This window comes from Micromonospora sp. NPDC005173, assembly GCF_040608515.1.
GTDB lineage: Bacteria > Actinomycetota > Actinomycetes > Mycobacteriales > Micromonosporaceae > Micromonospora.
Genome location: NZ_JBEXIK010000028.1, coordinates 30,149 through 48,928, shown reverse-complemented (window position 1 = coordinate 48,928; position 18,780 = coordinate 30,149). Strand labels below are relative to the sequence as shown.

Here is an 18,780-nt window from a genome sequence, read left to right as displayed (position 1 = left end):
CACCAGGTCCTCGACCTGCAGGGCGTCCGGCTCTGGCGTCACCGGTTCACCTCCTCGGGTTGCATGCGGGCGGTCGGGCAGGGGTGCCAACAGGCCGCGAGGTGGCCCGTCGCGGCGAGCGTGCCCCCGGCCCGCACCGCCTCCAGGGGCGGGGCGGAGTCGCGGCACCGCGTGTCGGCTGCCGGGCAGCGGTCGGCGAACGTGCACGCGTCCGGTTGGGTCGACAGGACGGGCACCAGGCCGGGGATCTCCTGCAGCCGGTCGGTGCCGGCGTGCCTTCCCGGTGTCGGCGACGCCGACAGGAGACCGGCGGTGTAGCGGTGGTACGGGTGCGCGAACAGGTCGGTGACCGGTGCCCGCTCCACCACCCGCCCGGCGTACATGACGACGACGCGGTCGGCGATGTCGGCGATCACGCCGAGGTCGTGCGTGATGATGAGGATGCTCGTGCCGAGCCGGTCGCGCAGGTCCCGCAGCACCTGGAGGATGCCGGCCTGGACCGTGACGTCCAGCGCGGTGGTCGGTTCGTCGGCCACCAGCACCTTCGGCCCGCAGGCCACCGCCATCGCGATCATCACGCGCTGGCGCATGCCTCCGGAGAGCTGATGCGGATAGTTGTCGACTCGTTTCGCGGCGGACGGGATCCCGACGAGCGTCAGCAGTTCGACGGCGCGTGCCCGGGCGGCCCGTCGGGACATCCGTTCGTGGACCTGGAGCACCTCCCCGATCTGACGCCCGACGGTGAGCACGGGATTGAGGGACGTCATCGGCTCCTGGAAGATGTAGGCGATCTCCTTGCCGCGTACCCGGCGGAGCACCGACTCGCGGGTGCCGACCAGCTCGGTGCCGTTGAGCCGCGCCGAGCCGGTGATCCGGGCGCTCTCCGGGAGCAGGCCCGCGATGCTCATCGCGGTGACGCTCTTTCCGCATCCAGACTCGCCCACCATCCCGACGATCTCCCCGGGCGCGAGATCCAGACTGACCTTGTCGACCGCCGAGACGGTCCCGGTCTCGGTCGGGAACGAAACCGAGAGGTCGCGTATCTCCAGGACGGGTGTGTCGACCGAGGCGGCCGTTCCGGCCCGTTCGACCGTTGTCATCGCCGGTCTCCCTTCGGGTCGAGTGCGTCCCGGAGAGCGTCACCGAAGACGTTGAACGCCAGCGCCAGACCCATGATCACAACACCGGGGAGGACGGCGGCCCACGGGGCACGGGAGGCGAACTGCTGGGCGGTGGCCAGCATGGTGCCCAGGCTGGGGGCCGGGGGTTGGATGCCGAGGCCGAGGAACGAGAGCACCGCCTCGCCGAGGATCGCCGCCGGGATCGCGACCGTGGCCTGCACCAGGATCACCGACGTCGCGTTGGGCAGGATGTGCCGGGCGAGCACCCACAGGTCGCTGGCGCCGTCCACGACGGCCGCGGCCACGAAGTCCAGCGACTTGAGCCGTAGCGTGTCCGAGCGCACCACCCGGATCACCCCGGGGATCTGGGCGATGCCGATGGCCACGGCGGCGTTGCCGAGACTGGCGCCCCGAATCGCCGCCAACCCCACCGCCATGATCAGGAACGGGAACGCGAGCAGCAGGTCGGTGAAGCGCGAGATCACCGCGTCCCAGGCGCGGAAGTAACCGGCCGCGAGCCCGAGCGGCACACCGATGACCAATGATGTGGCCACCGCCAGGAGCCCCACCTGCAGCGATGCCCGCGCCCCGAGCATGATCCGGGACAGGACGTCGCGACCCAGGTCGTCGGTGCCGAGCACGTGTCCGGGGGTGCCGGGGGGTGAGAACGTGTGGGCGAAGTCGGTCTGGTCGACGGAGTACGGGGCGATCCACGGCGAGAGCAACGCGATGACGGCGGCGAGGGCGAGCACGACGAAGCTCACGACGGCGAGCGGGTTCCGTCGCAACCGGCGCAGAACGCGGGTGCGCCGGGTGATGCTGCCGGAACCGGTCTCCGCCATCGGAACGGTGAGGACGGTCATGCCGGATCTCCCGTCACCCTGATCCGTGGATCGATGACCGAATAGAGCAGGTCCACGAAGAAATTGATCACGATGTAGGCCGTGGCGGTGAGCAGGACGACGGCCTGGATCACCGGATAGTCCCGCTGGAACACCGCGTCGATGGTCATTTTGCCGAAGCCCGGAAGCCCGAAGATCTGTTCGGTGACGACCGCCCCCGAGATCAGGCCCCCGAGTTGCAGGCCCACGACGGTCACCACCACGATGAGGCTGTTCCGCAGCGCGTGCTGGGTGATGACGGCTCGCGGTCGGAGGCCCTTCGCCTTCGCCGTCCGTACGTAGTCGGACGAGAGCGAGTCCAACATCGCCGAACGGGTCTGTCGCATGATGATGGCGGCGAGGCCGGTCCCGAGGATCACGGCCGGCAGGACGATGTGGTGCAGATTGTCCACGGGATCCTCAAGGAACGGCACGAACCCGGAGGCGGGGAACAGCCCGGTCGCCACGGACAGGTAGAGGATCGCGAGCAGCCCGAGCCAGAAGTGCGGCACCGACAGGCCGATCAGGGCCAGCCCGTTGGCCAGCCACTCCGCCGGGCGCCCGCGGCGTACTGCCGCGAGCACCCCGGCGCCGACGCCGAGCGCCGTGGCGATGAGGATCGCCAGGATGGAGAGTTCGGCGGTGACCGGCAGGGCGGTCGTGAGCATCGACGAGACCGGCGTACCGGTCCGGATCGACACCCCGAAGTCGCCCTGCACCATGCGTTCCACGTACTGCGCGAACTGCAGTGGCAGCGGCTGGTCCAGCCCGTAGTGCCGACGGATGGCCTCGAGTGCCTCCGGTGACCGGTCCTCCCCGGCCAGCGCCAGGGCGGGGTCACCGGGGAGCGCCCGTACACCGAAGAACACCACGATCGTCGACAACAGCAGGGTCAGCGCAGACTGCCAGGCGCGGGTGAGGAGATATCGGGCCACGGGGACCTACTTGGTGAAACCGGCGAAGGCCGCGCGGATCACGCCGTCCGGGAAGACCTGCAGGCCCTGGATCTGCTTGCTGACGGCGGTCAGGTTCCGCTGCCGGTAGAGGTAGATCAGCGCGTCGTCCTGCTGGAGCAGCGTGACCGCCTGCCCGTACAGCTTCTTGCGCTCCTCGATGTCGTTGGACTGCCGGGCCTGGGTCAGCAGGGTGTCGAGTTGGGGGTTGCTGTAGCCGGCGACGTTCTGGCTCGCGCCGGTGCCGACGAAGTTCGTGATGTTGGCGTCCGGGTCGATCCGGCCGCTCCAGCCCAGTTGCAGCAGCTCGAAGTTGCCGCGGTCCTGCTCGTCGAGAAGGGACGAGTACTCCACCGGGTTGATCTTCAGGTCGAACCCGCCGTCCTTGACCATGGACTGGAGCGCCTGCGCGAGGCGCAGCGTGTCGGGCGTGTTCGACGCGAGCATCGTCACCGGGTACGGCGTCTGCACACCTGCCTCGGTGAGGAGTTGCTTGGCCTTGGCGGGGTCGTGCGCCGGGCAGGTCTGCGCCTCCGGCGACGAGAACGTGCTCGCGGGAGAGATGGGTGAGCAGGCGGCGGCGTGGATGCCGTTGAAGACGGCGTCGACCAGCGCCTTCCGGTCGATTGCGTGCTCGAAGGCCTGCCGAACCTTGGCGTTCTGCGCGAGGGGGCGGTTGATCGGCTTGGGCGGGGTGCCGATGCCGTCGACGTTGCCGATGTTGATCGTGAGGCCCTGGTAGCCGAGGGACTGCGACTGCAGGACGGAGACCGCGGCGTCCTGCCGCAGGGAGGCGACGTCCTGGGTGGAGATGCTGTCGGCGACCTGGGCGTCGCCGGAGCGCAGGTTGGCGGCGCGGATGCTCGCGTCGCTGAGGATGCGCCACGAGATGGCGTCGAGGTGGACCTTGTCAGCCTCGTAGTAGTTCGGGTCCTTCACGACGTCGATGGAGTTCTGCGGTACCCGCTTGGCGAACTTGAAGGGGCCGACGCAGACCGGCGCCGAGGCGAAGTCGTCGCCCAGGCTCTGCAGGGCCTTGGCGCTCATGATCATGCCGGCCCGGTCGGCGAGGGCGCCGAGCAGGGGCGCGAACGGTTGCTTCAGCCGCAGCACGACGGTGTGCGCGTCCGGGGTGTCGACGCCGTCGATGGGACCCAGTTCGCTCTTGCGTGCCGACCGGGCGTTGGTCAGGTGTCGCTGCAGGGTGGCCTTCACGGCGGCGGAGTCGAACGCCGTGCCGTCCCCGAAGCGCACCCCCTGACGCAGCGAGATGGTCACCGTCCGGCCGTCGCTGCTCGTGGTGGGCAGGGCGGTCGCCAGTTGGGGTACGACCTGCGCCTGCTCGTTCACGTCGTAGAGCTTCTGGCACATCGCCTGGAAGACATAGCGGGAGTAGAGGCTCCGCGACAGCGTCGGGTCCAGGGCGTCGGGCTCCGCGGAGAGGGCGATGACCAGCTTGCCGCCCTGCTTCACGGCAGCGGGGTCTGCCGGCGTACCGAAGGAATCCTGGCCTGCCGACTGGTTGTCGCCGGACTGGGCGTCCCCGCTGTCCGACACCGGTGAGCAGGCAATGACCGTGCAGAAGACAGCGACCGCGGCCACGGCGGCCCGGAGCGGACGGCGGCGGGGCAGGCTCGTTTCCCTGAAGGTGAGGTTCGTCATCGGGAGCTCCTCGAGTGGGCGATTCCGGGGAGCGTATGTTGTATACGATGACCGCCGCAAGACCCTTGGAGGGCTCTCGAACGCCCGGTCATCGTGGACAAAACCCGGGCCCGCCTCAGCCGGCGGGACGCGCCCCGGCGCGGGCCGGGCCGCCCCGCACCAGGCTGACCAGGACGACCAACGCGAGCACCGCCACCACCGCACTGAAGAGCTCAGCAGCGGCACGCAGACCGGTCACCTGGATCAGCAGGCCGACACCGACCGCCGGCACGCCGAGCATGGCGAACAGGATGGCGAAGAAGGTCGACACCACTTCGGCCTGGCCCTCCGGGGCGGTCTTCATGGTGATCGTGGTGATGCCGTCGCCGACCGCGACCCCGGCCGCGACACCAGTGATCGTCGAGCCGATCAGCAGGGTCACCAGCACCGCCATCCACATGCTGAACGCGAGCAGGCCGGCCGCCACGATCAGGCCAGCGCAGGCGAACGCCAGCGCGGTACGTGAGGACAGAACACGGGTCAGTAGCTGACCGAACGCGGCACCGGCGAAGGCCAGGAAGACCACCAGCGCGGCCAGGGTGTGCGACTCCTCGTGCAGGACCATGCCGAGAAACAATCCGCTCACCGCCGTGAGCACTCCGAGTGCGGCGAAGCCCGCGCCGGCGGTGGTCGCGGAACGGACGAAGTCGCCGCGGATGTTCGGCGGTACGCGTAACCGCTGAGGTCGCAGGGTCAGCGGGGAACGCTGCGCCACCGTCTCCGGCACCCCGATCATCGCGATGATCCCGACCACCGCCAGGACCAGCACGATGACCCACGGCAGCCGGAGCGGCTCGGGCGCCACGTCCGACACGATTCCGGCCAGCAGGGTGCCGGTGGCGAGACCACCCAGGTTGGCGAAGATCGCCACGGTGGCGGCCCGCCTGGGATGCCGCGGATCCTTGATCAGCTCTGCCAGCGCCGCGGTCGCCGCCCCGATGACCAGTGCGGCGGAGAGACCGGCGAGCACGCGGCCCACGACGAGCATCGCCAGGTCCACGGCGGCCAGGAACACGGCGTCGGCGGCGACGGAGAGGACCAGTGCGGTGAGGATGACCGGCCGACGGCCGATCTGGTCCGAGAGGCGGCCGAAGATCAGCAGACCGACGACCACGCCAAGCGCGTACACCGCGTAGATCACGGTCACGGTCAACGACGAGAAACCGAACTCCATCTCGTAGAGCGGGTAGAGCGGGGTCGGCACGGTGGTTCCCACGAGCGTGATCCAGAACGCGAAGGCGACCCGTACGGCGCCTGACGTGGAACCGGACCGCGCCGTTCCGCCATCGGCCTGGCTGGCGTTGGACATGACCAGTCCCCCCCGGGCTCAAACCCCTGCTGCGGGCCGGCGCCGCCCGCACCCTCCCGTCGCGGCTGCTGTCCCTGTGTGCAGCATGGCCGCGGCCCTCGGCGGAGGTGCGGTAACAGCCCTAAACGCCCTCATCAGGTGGTGCGCTCGGGCTCACGACCGACGGGGTCGGCCGTGCAGGGCGGCCCGCAGCGCCGGCCCGAAGACGCGCCGGACGTCGGCCGGGGACAGCCCACCGATCGAACGGATCGGGTTCAGGTACCGCGTGAAGATCAGCCCACCCAGCACGCCGACCGCGGCGGTGGCGCGTTGCGTCGCGTCGGGCCCGCCGAGAAATTCAGCGATGCGGAGGCGCAGCTCACCGTCCAGGTAGTCACGCAGGGCGCGCATTGTGTCGTCGTCCTGCACCGCCATCCGGTTCTCGGCTGGCACGGTGGCGTCCCACAGGCCGGTGACCGAGTCGAGCAGGCGGTCGGCCAGGCCGGCCTGGTCACCCCGCAAGGCCTGGTCGAGAGCGGCGGGCTCGACGCACAGCAGGTTCAGCGACTGGCTGAAGAGGCCCTGCTTGGAGCCGAAGTGGTAGCTGATGAGCGCCGAGTCGACGTCAGCGGCGGCGGCGATCGCCCGGACCGTCGTGCCCGGATAACCGTGCTTCAGGAACAGCTCGCGCGCGGCCTCGGCGATGCGGGCCTTGGTATCGGGGTTGCCTCGAGGTCGACCCCGGGTTTTATTCAACACGATTGAATAATGCGCCTCTCCGGTGGCACGGTCAACGTCGTCAACCCGCAACGAGGAGTGAGCACATGCGCACTGTCGTCTTTGGCGCCACCGGCCCCACCGGCCGCCAGATCATCGAGCAGGCCCTGGCCGCCGGCCACGAGGTCGTCGCGGTCACCCGCCGCCCGCACAACGTCCAGCCCCGCGCCGGCCTCGCCGTCGTCAGCGCCGACGTCGCGGACCTGGACGCCGTCCAGCGGGCCGTCGCCGGCAGCGATGCCGTCCTGTCCAGCCTGGGTGTCCCGCTCACCCCGAAGCCGATCACCGTGTACTCGCGGGGCAACGCGAACATCGTGGCCGCAATGCACCGACACGGGGTGAAGCGCCTTGTCACAGTCAGCTCCAGCGTCATGGATCCCACGTGGCGACCGACCGGCGAGTTCTTCTTCAACAACGTGCTGGATCCGCTGTTCAACCGCAGGGTGGGCCACACCGCGCACGAGGACATGCGTCGCATGGAGTCGCTCGTACGCGACAGCGACCTGGACTGGACCATCGTCCGGCCGTCCGGGCTGTTCGACCACCCGGCCGCCACGCGCTACCACGTGGCCGAGAACGTCGCGGACGGCCTGTTCACGGCACGTGCGGATCTGGCGGCGAGCATGGTGGCGCAGTTGACCGACGACCGTTTCGTCCGGCGGGCGATGGCGGTGATCACCACCGAGGTGCGGCCGAGTATCGCGGGTCTGATCTGGCGCGAGGCCGTCATGAGGAAGAAGTGACGCACCAGCCCGCGTCCTGGCCCGCCGCCCGACGGTTGCGAGGGCCCGTCGTCCGCCCTGATTCCTGCGGTGGACGCGGCCAGGCCCGGCCGGCGTTGTGGGCGCGATATACCTGTGAGGCATGAATATGACCCTGAGGTATCACGCTCGTTGACGACCTCGCCAGGGCTCGTCGCGGCCCGCTTCGGATGCCGCGACGTGCTCCCTGAGTCGGCCAGGTCGCGGTGGGAAACGGCCCTGCGCGGCGACCGTGCGGCCCTGGTTGCGGACCGTCGTGCCGCCTCAACCGGCGGTCGACGTCCGCCGTGCGCCGGGCGGCCACAGCACGGTCGTCGGGATGTGGCGCTGCCGCGCCCAGCCCACGGTTCGGTCGGTCGCCGCTTCGTGGCAGCCGGTCTCCCCGTCCCAGACAGCCACCACCCGGTGCACCCGGCGGAGCAGCTCCCGGTTCGCCGCCACGTAGGCCGCCGTGCCGGAGTGCCGGCATCCGGTGTGGACGACCTCGGCCGCCTGGTCGAGCAGCTCGTCGAAGGCGGCACGGCCGGCCGCGGGAATCGCCCGATCACGGTAGTCGGGGGCCGGCAGGACCACTTCGTACGTGCCGCCGGTGGCGAGCACCGCCCGCGCGAAGATCTGGTCGGCGCCGGTGGCCAGGCAGGTGACGCCCCGCACCGGCCGCTCGCTGATCCGCCGCAGCTCGGTACGGAGTGCGTCGTAGACGAGCCGCTCGGTGGCGGGGGTCAGGTTGGTGTGCCCGGTGATCCCCACCCGGACCGGCGCAGGGTCCAAGGTCATCAGACAATCCTCTCCCCCGAGGCGTCGCCCGACGCGCGCGGGGAGTCTTCCGGGTCACCGGCCTGGCGGGGCGGCCCCGGCGGGCCGGTCGGGTCGGGGGTCAGCCGGATCATCTCGAACCCGGCGTCGGACAACACCTCCGGCAGCGCCCGGATCTCGTCCCGGTTCGTCTCCTGGACGTCCCACGGCAGCTCGTCCCACGGTCGTAGCGCAGGGTGCCGGCGGCGGGCGTCGTCCCGCGGCTCGCCGTACACCCAGCCCTCCCCCCGCCGTTCCCGGCACCACCGTTCGTGTTCCAGTTGAGCCAGTTCGTCGATCCGGTCGTCGATGGCCCGGACGGCGTCCGGGTCCGCCGCCCCGGCGGTGGGGCCGTGCCGGGGCGCCACCACGCAGCCGAGGCTCAGCAGCTTGGCGGCGATGTCCTGCACGTGGGCACGGTTGGCCCGGCGTAGCGACTCGGGAAGTCGTGCCCAGTCCACCATGGCGGGTGTGTCGCCCCGGCGCACCCCGGCGCGCTCCTGCGACTGGAGGTACTTGTCGTGGATCTGCCGGGCCAGCCGTTCGGTGAGGTCCTCGGCGATCAACTCGGCGTCACAGGCCCGGGTCAACACCGGATAGAGCTGGAGCCGGCCGTGCACCTCGTCGAGCAGGTCGTGCCGGCGGTCGCCGTGGAACGCGGCGGCGAGCGCCGCCTGCCGGTACACGGGTACGAACACCGTGCTCTCCGACCGCTGCCAGAGTTCGGGGTTGTCCAGCGCCAACTGGAGCCCGTTGCGTTCGTCCACGGCGCAGACGTAGAGCCGGTCGTAGCCGCGGCGCAGCATTCCCGAGTCGACCAGACCGTCGAGGTCCAGGTCGTACGCCCGCACCTCGCAGACGGTGGGCAGGAAGGGGTGGCGGGTGGTCGCCAGCGCGAGCTCAGCGGTCGCGTCCGGGGCCACCAGGTCGACGTGCAGGGGTGGCACGGGCCGACCGGCCGGCGCTTCGGCCTGGCGCAGTTGCCAGTGCCGTGCGGTGGCCACGAGCGCGGCCCGACGGAAGCTGCCCCGACCAGCGATGAGGATCCGGACCGGGCGTCCCGTCGTCGTGGGCAGGGGATGGTGCCGGTACAGGGCCCGGGCGGCCACGTCGTCGACGTGGAAGTAGTCCAGCCGCAGCCGGCTGGAGCCGGCGGCGCCCAGTCGTCGGGCCTGCAACGACAGGCACATCTCGGGGTCATGGACCTGCACGTAGACCCGGGCTGGCTGCCGTCGGTCCTGGATCAGCCGGCTCGCGGCGTTGGCGATGGCATGGTTGCGGTCGTCGTCGTCCGTGCAGGCGTAGACCGTGCGGGCGTGCGGCAGGCCGGCGCCGCGCAGCACCTCAGGGCTGGTCGGGTCGCCGGTGACCCCGAGGTAGCGGTGCCGGCGGTACTCCAGTGGCCCGAACGGCTCGGCGCGCACCACGACCACCCGCTCGCCCTCGCTGAAGAGCCGGTCGGCGAGCATGTGGGCGAACTGCGAGTCGCCGCAGACAACGGCGTGCCCCCTGGCCCGGCGGGCGCGCAGTCGCCGGATCTCGGCCGCCAGCAGCAGCCGGCTGGCCTCCACGACCGCGAGGAGGGTGAACAGCGGGGCGGCGAACCGGGCGACCTGCAACTGCCACGGGTACGGGCCGGGCTCCTGCAGCGGCTCCGCGCCGAGCACGAAGAGCTGGAGGTCGTAGTAGATCACGTCGTACAGGTCGTGGCCGGTGTCCGGCTCGGCCCGCAGCAGCCGCTCGAAGCCGATGAAGCCGAGCACCAGCGCGAGCAGTCCGATCACCGCGAAGACCGCCCGCAGTGACCGTCCGGCCGGGCGGTACGCACCGGGGACCGGACCCGTCATCGACCAACTCCCTCGTCCGCGGGACCGTCTTCGCACCAGTGTCGCCGGCCGGCGGCCGGGTGCCCACCGATCGCCCGGACCGTTCCCGGTGATCAGGTGGGATCGGTCCATCCCGAATCGTATTCGACGCAGTCGATCCGACCGGACCAGCGGCACCCCGGCTGATCGGCCCTTTTTGCAGGTGAGCGCCGCAGTCTGCGGCTGCGTACCGGTCCCCTCCGGTGGCTACCGAGGGCTACGATTGCAAGACGGGCCGGAGGGGGCGCACGAGCGGGTCGGCCTCGGGTCCCCCGACACCTGGCGCCCAGGCCGGAGCTACCGGAGGATCAGGGAGATGGACGCACTCGGAGGTCCACCGGCGGTAGGCCCGGTCAATCCCTTCTCACCGACCGCCGTGGCCCGGGTTACGGAGGACGGCACGGGCGGCAGCACGGTGATCACCGCTGCCATCCGCGACGCGACCGCCCAACTCGACGACTACCTGCGCACCGGCGACGGTGCCGTCGTCGCCGTCGTCGGTGACTACGGCACCGGCAAGACCCACCTCGCTGTCGAGTTGCTGGCCCACACCCGGCGGGTCACCGGAGCCGCCGGGCGGGCGATCTACCTGGACGCGCCGGGCGACACCTTCCTGTCACTGCACCGGCGGTTCCTCACCCTGCTGTCCCGCGACGTGGTGCGCGACCTGCTGACCCGGTACCGGACGGACCCGGCGGGCCGCACCACCTCGACGGACCTGCTCGTCCTGCGGCTGCGCGAGGAGCTCGCGGAGGTCACCACCGACCCGGCCTTCGGCACCGCGCTGGCGATGCTGCTCGACCCGGCCACCGAGGCGGCCGCCTGGGACTGGTTGTCGGGTCACCCGCCGGGGCCGGCGCTGGTCGCCGCCGGCGTGACCCCCAGCGCGGACGTGGAGGCCACCGCCGTCGAGGCGATGGGGGTGCTGGCCCTGCTGCACGGCCGGCGGCACGAACGTTTCGTCCTGGTCCTCGACGAGCTGGACAAGATCCTCACCGCGGGCGGCCGGCCCGGGCAGGAGACGATGGCCCGCCTACAGCGGCTGCTCGGGGTGTTCACCTCCGCCGGGGCCTTCCTGGTGATCGCCGGGCTGCCCGACATGCTCCATCTGCTCAGCACCGACGTACGGCAGCGGATCGGGCCGATCGTGCGGATGTCGGCGCTGAGCGGTGCGGACGTCCGCACCTTCATCCGGCAGACCCAACTACGGGCACTCGGTGAGGCGCGGCTCGCACCGTTCACCGTGGAGACCACCGAATACCTGGCCAACCTCGCTGACGGGGTGCCCCGGCGGGTGATCCGGCTCTGTTACCACCTCTTCCAGCGCGCCGCCCAGGCCGGTACGCCGGTCACCCACGTCATGGTCCGTGAGGTGGTCCGGGTCCAGTTCGACCTGGCCAACCGGCAGGACGTCGCCGCCGACGTACGGCGGGTGCTCACTCAGGACGGCTGGTCGTACCAGCGGGACCATCTGGTCGGGTCGATGCGCGACCTCCCGGTGGACTTCTGGATACCCCTGGAGGAACGCAACGCCGGCTGTTGCGTGCTGCTCACCGAGTCGGTCCTCAAGTCCGAGGAGGTCGACGAGCTCAACCGGCGGGTCGTCGCGATCCGGGCGGCGGTCCCGGACAGCGAGGTGGTCCTCGTCGTCGTCGGCCACCTGCCCGCGGAGTTCGCCGCGGACCTCGCCGGCACGTTCAGTGTCGAACCGATCGTCCACGATCCGCAGTCGTTCGCCGAGGATCTCTCCGGCAGCGTCAAGGCCCTGATGCGTCGGCTGGAGCAGGCGATCGGCGCGGACGCCCTGACCTCGGTACGGCAGCGGGTCGAGCGGATCCACCGGCAGCAGAGCAACACGCAGCGCTCCATCGAGCAGCTGTCGTACCAGCTCGACGAGATCCGGGGCGAGCTGCGCCAGGACCTGGCCGGCCCGGCGGGGCGGCTGAGCGTCGTACCGGAGCGGCGCGACGCGGCGACGGGGGTGACGTCGCCGCTGCCGGGGCGGGTGGCCCGGGTCTTCGCCGAGGCCATCACGGCACTGGACCAGCTCACCGGTTTCGAGCGGCGGCTGCGGGACGCGTTCGCCCCGCACCGCGTGGCGACCGTCGCTGGCGCCGACGGCGGGCAGGCCCTGCGGTCGCTGCTGCGCTCCCGGGACGTGCAGCGCGCGGTCGGTACGTCGGTGGTCCTCCGCCGGTTGATAGAGGCGTTCCGGGAAGGGGCCGAGCAGTGGTACGACGGCCACCGCGCGAATCCCCAGCCGACGGATCTGGAGCGGTTGGACCTGCTCTGCGAGACCTACGACGGGATCGCCGAGTACCTGCCGCTGTTCCAGTTGGACACCCTGAGCGGGCTGGCCGCGCCCGGCGCGGGTGGTGAGGACGACCCGGCCGATCGGTCGCGTACCTGGTCGCAGGCGCGGTCGGTCTTCGACGGGCTGGGTGGTCGGGTCCGCCAGTTGCTGCTGGCCGGCTGAGCGTCGCCGGTCGGGCTCAACGGTCCCGTTCCAGGGTGCGGGCCGGTGGGACCTCACGCATCCGGGGCGGCCCGGTCGGGTCGGCGTCCGGCCGGGGCGCGACCATTCCGGGGCCGCCGGGGCGACGCCGGTCGAGCAGGGCGGTGGCCAGGGCGTGGATGACGTTGATGACCACGATGGCCGTCGCCACGATCCCCACCGTGCCGGGGAAGTCCCGTTCGAGGACGAGGGCGAGGATCACCGCGGTGATGCCGTTCTGCTGCCCCCAGGCGAGGTAGCGCCGGTCGGACGTGGGTAGGCCGCGGGTGATCGGCACCGACACCACCAGTTGGGCCGCCACGGCCGCCAGCCCGAGCACCACCCCGGGAACGACGTCGACCCCCTGCACGAGCAACAGCCCGAGCAGGAAGGTGGCGACCAGGTACGCCGCCTGGGTTGACCGGCCGACGACCGGACCGAGCCGGGGTCGGAAGAAGAGCCCGGCGATCGCCACGCCGAGCATGAGGAACTGCCAGGCGGCGAAGAGGACCAGCACGACCAGCAGCGCCACGGCCAGCCAGTTGAGCGCCGACCGGACCCGGGGTCGCACCGGGCGGGGCCCGTCCGCCCGCAGGCCGGCGGTGCGCAGCAGCAGCCACAGCAGCCAGGCGCCCGCGGCGAAGGCGATGTTGGCGAACAGGTCGACCAGGAGCTCCAGCGGCCGGTCGCTGATCGCGCCGGCGAGCGCGCCCCCGTCACCGCCGCTGAGGTCCAGGGCGAACGCGGAGACGTAGACGGTGAGCAGCACGGTGATCGGGTCGTCGAAGGACGCCCAGATCGACAGGATGGAGCGGGCGCGGGCGGAGGTGCGGTCGGGACGGCTCATGGCGGCCACCGCGAGCGGGTCGATCTGGGCGACGGCCACCCCGAGGACCAGGAATGCGGGGTCGCGGAAGGCCAGCACCATCACCCCGGCGATGAGCGCGGCCTTGGCGACCACGCCGACCGTGACGGCCAGCAGCACGGTGCCCAGGTGGGCACGGACCTCGGCGAGGCTGATGTCCCGGGTGCTCCCGACCAGGCCCACCGCCAGCAGGACCGACGCGAGCAGGAGGTACTCGGGGGCGCGTTCGAGCCCGTCGATGTCGCCGGCCCAGGCCACCAGCAACCCGGCCAGGGCGGCGGCGACCACGGCCGCTGATCTCGCCAGTACGGTCACGGCCATCCAACCGACTCGTCGCTCCTGATTGATCCGAGGTGACGATACCGACGGCGGGAAACCACCTCAATCACGAACCACGTCGATCCCTCCGGACAATTCAGGCCGGCACCGCGAGTCGTCGGGCCACCGTCGCCATCTCCTGGTCGGCGCGGGCGACCAGGTCCTGGTCGAGGGTGACGCCGAACAGGTAGTCGTCCGAGGAGAGCCGGTAGTAGTAGATCGCGCCCATCTCCACGTCGAGGACCAGCCGGGTGATGTCTCCGGCGACGGCCCGGCGCAGGTCCCGACCCACCTGCAGGGCCAGCAGCGACAGGTCACCGGCGAGGCGCTGGTAGCGGTCCCGCCGATCGGCCACGGTGATGCCCCGGTTGAAGAACGGTTCCAGATCGGGGTGCTCAAGGATGTCGACCGCCGAGTGCTCACCCATCCGGTGGTGGCTCAGGTAGTGCAGGCCCGCGGGGCGCAGTGCCGCCGTGAGGGCCCCGTCGGGCGTGGACGACCCGGTCACGTGGGTCGGGAAGTCCTCCCCCGGCGCCGGGTCCGGTGCCGGTTCCCCGTCCGTGTCCGCGTTCCAGCCGCCGGGGTTCTGCGACCGCTGCCGCAGCAACCGGCGTAGGTCGGTGGCGAGCTGCGAGGCGGCCCGGTCGACCACGTCGACCTGGCTCGGGTCGGCCACCGGCTCGGCGTCCGCCCCGGGTACGGCGGCGAAGCCGACCACGTGTTCGTTGCCCACCACAGAGTTGCAGAAGACGAGACCGGACCGGGTCTGCACGACCGTCCGGATCAGTGCCCCGGTGTGCAGCTCCCCCAGCCGGCGGTGCAGCTCGCTGACCCGGTACACCAGTTGGGCGCCGACCCGGCGGTGCACCTCGCGGCGTTGCGACGGGTCCGCCTCGTCACCCGGCGGCGGGGCGGACGGATGGGCGAACAGGTCCAGCGCGAAGTCGAGCACCCCGGTGGTGTAGTAGGCGACGTGGTAGACGCCGCAGCCGCTGAGCAGCAGCCCTCGGCAGAGGTCCCGCTTCTTGAGGAAACCCGGGACGTCCTGCTCGGCCGTCTCCTCGACCAGGGCGTCGTGCAGCTCCGGATCCGTCACCAGGTCACTCCCTCAGCTCTGCGGCACATCGATGTCGGTGTCGGTCAGCGCAGCGGCGGCGTTCGGGGCGTCGTCACGCAGCGCCTGGATCGCGGCGAGGTTGGCGCGGGCGTCCCGCGTGACCGGGTGGCCACGGCCGAGATACTGCAGGGAGGTCACGCATGCTTCCTCCTGGACCGGCAGCGCGCCGTCGAGGTCCCCACGGGCGGCCAGGTTGCCGGCCTGGCCGGTCGTCGCCGCCAGCGTCCACGGGTGCGCGTCACCGAGCTTCGCCCGCAGCGAGCGCAGGCCGCGCTCGCCGTACCAGACGGCCTGGTCGAACTCCTTCGAGCCGCGCTGGAACAGGCCCAGGTTGACTGAGCAGATCGCGGTGAACGGGTGCCCCGACGCCAGCTTCCGCTCGTACCCGCGCAGGCACCGCATGGCGTGCTTGACGGCGATCCCGGCGTCGCCGGCGTGGTAGTAGTCGGCCGCCAGGCTGAGCAGGCTGCCCCGGGTGTGCGGGTGGTCCTCGCCGAGGTGCTCGACATAGCCGCGGAACGTCTCGGTGCTGCGTTTCTTGGCCGGGATGGTCAGGCCGAGTCGGCGCTCGGTGACGGCGAGGCTGCGATTGACCCGCAGCTCGTCGAGGAGGCGGCCGGTGGGCAGCTCGTGGATGCGGGCGAGCGCCTCCCGCAGGGTGGCCAGCGACAGCTCGTACTCGCCGATCTCCCGCTCGCAGGTGCCGACCTGGCACGACGCCCGCCAGGTCCGCGGGTCCTCCGGGCCGAACAGCAGCATCCGGCGGTCCCGTTCCAGGCGGGCGAGCCGCAGGGCCTCCGGGGCGTCGCCGGTGAGCAGGAAGGAGATCCCGAGGTTGTTCACGGCCATCCGGGTGTTCGGGTGGTCGTCGCCGACCGTCTGGCGGAAGCCATTGAAGGTGGCCTGGTCCTCGACCAGGGCATCCTCGAACCGGCCCAGGCCGCGCAGGTCACCGCCCCGGCCGCGACCGGCGATGAGGGTATGGAAGTGGCGCAGGCCGTAGCGGCGGCGCTGCTCGCTGAGCACCCGCTCGTCCAGCCGCAGCGCCTCCTGGTGGTTGCCCAGCGCCCGGTACAGGTTCGCGGTCTGGACGAAGAGTCGCATGGTCAACTGATCGGTCTCGTCACCGCGGTCCCACCGCTCGCACGCCGCCGAGGCCAACAGCAGCGCCGAGCGCCAGGCATCGCTGTCGTTGGACAGGAACAGGTGGCGCACCCGCTTGACGACCCAGTGCCGGACCCGCCGGTCGTCGGACTCCAGCGCCCCGGCCGGTACGAGATGCCGTTGGAGCTCATCGAAGACGGCGGCGTAGCGGTTGTCGTCGGCCTCCGGATCGGTCGGAGCGTAGCCGGCGAGGCCGTGCAGGACCTGCCGGTGCCGCTCCCGCCGCTCCGGCTCGGGGATGGCCTCCCGGAGCAGGACCTGGATGGCGCGGTGCATCCGCAGTGCCGCACCGTGCCCCCAGTCGACGTCGTAGAGCGCGAAGCGGGCGCCGACGGTGAGAACCAGGTCCACCTCGACGGCGTTGATCAGCAACTCGTCGGCATCGGTGCCGGACGCGGCGGCGAGCTGGGTCAACATCGGAGTGGAACGCAGCAGTGGCAGCCCGATGCCCTCCGGCGAGAGGAAGGCGCTGAGCTCGGCCAGCCGGATGGCCAACTCACCGAAGGGCGTGGCGCGCAGCGCCTCCAGCGTGATTCTGAGGACCCGGGCCACGCTGGCGGTGTGCGACCCGGGGATCTGCTCGCCGAGGTCCTCGTCGGACTGTCCCTCCAGCGCGGCCAGCAACTCCCGAACACCCTGGCCCACGGCCTCCAGGCTGGGCACCCCGCCGTGCTCCAACCGTACGACGCGCTGCCGCATCCAGGCCGTGGCCAGGCGCAGCGCCAGCGGCAGGTGCTCCAGCGCCACCGCTATCGACCGGGCGTCCTCGGTGCCGATGCCGAGCACCCGGCGCAGCATCGCGACGCTCTCGTCGCCGGTGAAGGCGGCAACCTCCAGCGGTGAGGGCAGCCCGGAGGAACCGTCGTCCCGGGAAGTGATCAGGACGTGCCCGGCGCCGTCGTGCGGCAGCAGGCCGGTCAGCACGTCGGCGTCGTCGGCGTTGTCGTAGATCAGCAGCCAGCGCGGGAAGGCGCCGTCAGGTGCGGAGAGCGCCTCCAGGGCGGCCTCCGCAGCCCCGGTGCTGTCCACCGCGTTGATCTCGTCGGCGAGCGCGCCGAGCCCGTTCTGGACGGTCTCCCGGTCCTGGGCGGGGATCCACCAGACCACGTCGTAGTCGTAGGCGAAGCGATGCGCGAACTCCCGGGCCAGCTCGCTCTTGCCGACCCCCGCGCCGCCGGTCAGGGTCAACGGGCGGTCCTCGCTGGCGAGGTGGTCGCGCACCCGTTCCAGGTAGTCGTCCCGGCCGACGAAGGACGGGTTGCGGGGTGGCACGTTGAACCGCAGTCGCCGGTCGGCGTCCGCCGGGAAGCGCGCGACGTTGCGCAGGTCGCCGGCGGGTTGGGCGGAGGCGATCAGGCCGAGCTGGCTCAGCAGCAGCGACTGCGCCCGGATGGCGTCAGCCGCGCGCAGATCGATGACCCGCTCGGGGTCGAACCGGTCCCGCCACGCGTCGCCGGCCACCAGCACGCCGAGCACCTCCGCCGACTGGTCGGCGGACTCCGGACGCAGCCCGGACAGCTCCGCACCGGCCCGGTCGGCGAGATCCGGCGAGAGGACCGCCAGCACGGTGGCGTTCGGCCCGAAGTCGGGCTCCACGCCGGGGCGTACCGCCCACAGGTGGGGCCGGACCCCGGTGCGGCGCAGTTGCCCGCTGATCCAGTCCGCCCACGGCCGGTCGACCGGGTCGTACGCCACGGCGATGTCGCCGAGACTCTCCGCCGGCTCCAGGAGCACCGCATGCCGGTAGCGCTTGCGGATCCGCTCCGGCACCGGGGCCGCCCGGGTGACCTCGCCCCCGGTGATCCACTCTGTGATCCGCTCGTACGCCGCCAGCGGGCTGCCCGCGTCGTCGGGCTCGTCGGCGAGCACCGACAACACGTCCTCGAAGGTGTCGTAGTTGCGCCCCGGCACCTCGACGATCCCCACCGCCGCGGGGTCGGGGGCGTCGGACGGCTTTTCGAGCAGCCGGGCGAAGGCCTGGCGGACGAAGTCGCGGGACTCCCCGCGCCACGGCTCGGGGACCTCGTGCAGGGTTGGCGCGGCCAGCACCCGGATCCCGCCGGTGGCCCGCTGCCGCAGCTCCCCGGCGAGCCCGGCCGCCTGCTGCACCGCCGGCCGGCGAGGTGGCATGCACACCACCGCGACGTCGCTGAGCACCGCGCCGTGGGTGATCCCCGGCTCGGTCAGGTCGACCGGGGCGTCGATCAGGACGTAGTCGTACTCGGCCTGCTGGAGCAGCTGCCGGAGCCGGGCGGCATCGCCGGTGGGCGGGCCGGCGGCGGTGGCGCCGAGACCGACCATGGCGAACGTGGCGGTCGAGCCGGACACCGCGTACCGGTAGAGGGTGCCCTGCTCGGGCGCGGTCGGTGCGATCATCGTCGCGGGTGGCACCGGCGGCGCGTCCGGTGCGGGGGTGAGCACGGCGGCGAGGTCGTCGCCCAGCTCCCGGGCCGCCGGGACGGCGTCCACCTGGACTGGGCGCAGGAAGTCGTAGACCCGAGGGGTCTTCGGGCACCAGTCGACGGCGAGCACCTTCTTGCCGTTGCCGGCGAGGATCCAGGCGACGTTGGCCACCGCGCTGCTGCGGCCAGTGTCGTCGGCGGGCGACACGAACGAGACGATCGTGGCGATACCCGGTGTCGCATCCCTGCTGATGTTCATGGCTCTCCCCGGCCCGGGC

General features: G+C 71.7%; 13 protein-coding genes. 2 read left to right on the top strand and 11 right to left on the bottom strand.

All coding sequences use genetic code 11. From position 1 onward, the window contains the following. Positions 1-38 precede the first annotated feature (38 nt). The 6 genes from ABZV00_RS25785 to ABZV00_RS25760 form a co-directional block, all read right to left on the bottom strand. Entirely contained in the window at positions 39-1,100 is a 1,062-nt protein-coding gene (locus ABZV00_RS25785; protein WP_355610359.1) for an ABC transporter ATP-binding protein, read from the bottom strand. Continuing rightward, complete coding sequence (locus tag ABZV00_RS25780; protein ID WP_328415777.1) at positions 1,097-1,984, bottom strand: ABC transporter permease; 888 nt, start codon at positions 1,982-1,984, stop codon at positions 1,097-1,099. The genes ABZV00_RS25785 and ABZV00_RS25780 overlap by 4 nt, the downstream gene beginning before the upstream one ends. After that, positions 1,981-2,937: an ABC transporter permease gene (locus ABZV00_RS25775; RefSeq protein WP_328415775.1), complete on the bottom strand. Its 957-nt coding sequence runs from the start codon at positions 2,935-2,937 to the stop codon at positions 1,981-1,983. The genes ABZV00_RS25780 and ABZV00_RS25775 overlap by 4 nt, the downstream gene beginning before the upstream one ends. 6 nt (positions 2,938-2,943) lie before the next feature. Beyond that, the gene (locus ABZV00_RS25770; RefSeq protein WP_355610356.1) at positions 2,944-4,617 is read right to left on the bottom strand and encodes an ABC transporter substrate-binding protein; all 1,674 of its coding nucleotides are present in this window, start codon (positions 4,615-4,617) and stop codon (positions 2,944-2,946) included. 115 nt (positions 4,618-4,732) lie between these two features. Then, positions 4,733-5,965: an MFS transporter gene (locus ABZV00_RS25765; protein ID WP_355610354.1), complete on the bottom strand. Its 1,233-nt coding sequence runs from the start codon at positions 5,963-5,965 to the stop codon at positions 4,733-4,735. 153 nt (positions 5,966-6,118) lie between these two features. Continuing rightward, the gene (locus tag ABZV00_RS25760; protein ID WP_355610352.1) at positions 6,119-6,703 is read right to left on the bottom strand and encodes a TetR family transcriptional regulator; all 585 of its coding nucleotides are present in this window, start codon (positions 6,701-6,703) and stop codon (positions 6,119-6,121) included. Positions 6,704-6,768: 65 nt separating this feature from the next. On the opposite strand from ABZV00_RS25760, the gene ABZV00_RS25755 reads away from it, so the two are divergent. Continuing rightward, on the top strand, positions 6,769-7,464 hold the full coding sequence (locus ABZV00_RS25755) for an NAD(P)H-binding protein (protein ID WP_355610350.1): 696 nt from the start codon (positions 6,769-6,771) through the stop codon (positions 7,462-7,464). Positions 7,465-7,746: 282 nt separating this feature from the next. On the opposite strand, the gene ABZV00_RS25750 is transcribed toward ABZV00_RS25755, so the two are convergent. Further along, positions 7,747-8,259, bottom strand: a complete 513-nt coding sequence (locus ABZV00_RS25750) for a hypothetical protein (RefSeq protein ID WP_328415766.1) — start codon at positions 8,257-8,259, stop codon at positions 7,747-7,749. Then, entirely contained in the window at positions 8,259-10,124 is a 1,866-nt protein-coding gene (locus ABZV00_RS25745) for a RyR domain-containing protein (RefSeq protein WP_355610346.1), read from the bottom strand. Before ABZV00_RS25745 ends, ABZV00_RS25750 begins: the two co-directional genes overlap by 1 nt. A 334-nt stretch (positions 10,125-10,458) precedes the next feature. On the opposite strand from ABZV00_RS25745, the gene ABZV00_RS25740 reads away from it, so the two are divergent. Continuing rightward, positions 10,459-12,618, top strand: coding sequence for an AAA family ATPase (locus ABZV00_RS25740; RefSeq protein ID WP_355610344.1), 2,160 nt, complete (start codon positions 10,459-10,461; stop codon positions 12,616-12,618). A gap of 16 nt (positions 12,619-12,634) precedes the next feature. On the opposite strand, the gene ABZV00_RS25735 is transcribed toward ABZV00_RS25740, so the two are convergent. The 3 genes from ABZV00_RS25735 to fxsT form a co-directional block, all read right to left on the bottom strand. Next, entirely contained in the window at positions 12,635-13,822 is a 1,188-nt protein-coding gene (locus ABZV00_RS25735) for a hypothetical protein (RefSeq protein WP_355610342.1), read from the bottom strand. A gap of 94 nt (positions 13,823-13,916) precedes the next feature. Continuing rightward, positions 13,917-14,915 carry a hypothetical protein gene (locus ABZV00_RS25730; RefSeq protein WP_355610340.1) on the bottom strand — a complete coding sequence of 333 codons (999 nt, stop codon included), beginning with the start codon at positions 14,913-14,915 and terminating at the stop codon, positions 13,917-13,919. A gap of 12 nt (positions 14,916-14,927) precedes the next feature. Beyond that, positions 14,928-18,761 (bottom strand): FxSxx-COOH system tetratricopeptide repeat protein, encoded by a 3,834-nt coding sequence (gene fxsT, locus ABZV00_RS25725; protein WP_355610338.1) that lies wholly within the window; start codon positions 18,759-18,761, stop codon positions 14,928-14,930. Positions 18,762-18,780: the final 19 nt, after the last annotated feature.

Excerpts from the sequence above, each read along its gene's own strand:
- ABZV00_RS25785 (WP_355610359.1), bottom strand. The coding sequence starts at position 1,100 with ATGACAACGGTCGAACGGGCCGGAACGGCCGCCTCGGTCGACACACCC.
- ABZV00_RS25780 (WP_328415777.1), bottom strand. The coding sequence starts at position 1,984 with ATGACCGTCCTCACCGTTCCGATGGCGGAGACCGGTTCCGGCAGCATC.
- ABZV00_RS25770 (WP_355610356.1), bottom strand. The coding sequence starts at position 4,617 with ATGACGAACCTCACCTTCAGGGAAACGAGCCTGCCCCGCCGCCGTCCG.
- ABZV00_RS25765 (WP_355610354.1), bottom strand. The coding sequence starts at position 5,965 with ATGTCCAACGCCAGCCAGGCCGATGGCGGAACGGCGCGGTCCGGTTCC.
- ABZV00_RS25755 (WP_355610350.1), top strand. The coding sequence starts at position 6,769 with ATGCGCACTGTCGTCTTTGGCGCCACCGGCCCCACCGGCCGCCAGATC.
- ABZV00_RS25750 (WP_328415766.1), bottom strand. The coding sequence starts at position 8,259 with ATGACCTTGGACCCTGCGCCGGTCCGGGTGGGGATCACCGGGCACACC.
- ABZV00_RS25745 (WP_355610346.1), bottom strand. The coding sequence starts at position 10,124 with ATGACGGGTCCGGTCCCCGGTGCGTACCGCCCGGCCGGACGGTCACTG.
- ABZV00_RS25740 (WP_355610344.1), top strand. The coding sequence starts at position 10,459 with ATGGACGCACTCGGAGGTCCACCGGCGGTAGGCCCGGTCAATCCCTTC.
- ABZV00_RS25735 (WP_355610342.1), bottom strand. The coding sequence starts at position 13,822 with ATGGCCGTGACCGTACTGGCGAGATCAGCGGCCGTGGTCGCCGCCGCC.
- fxsT (WP_355610338.1), bottom strand. The coding sequence starts at position 18,761 with ATGAACATCAGCAGGGATGCGACACCGGGTATCGCCACGATCGTCTCG.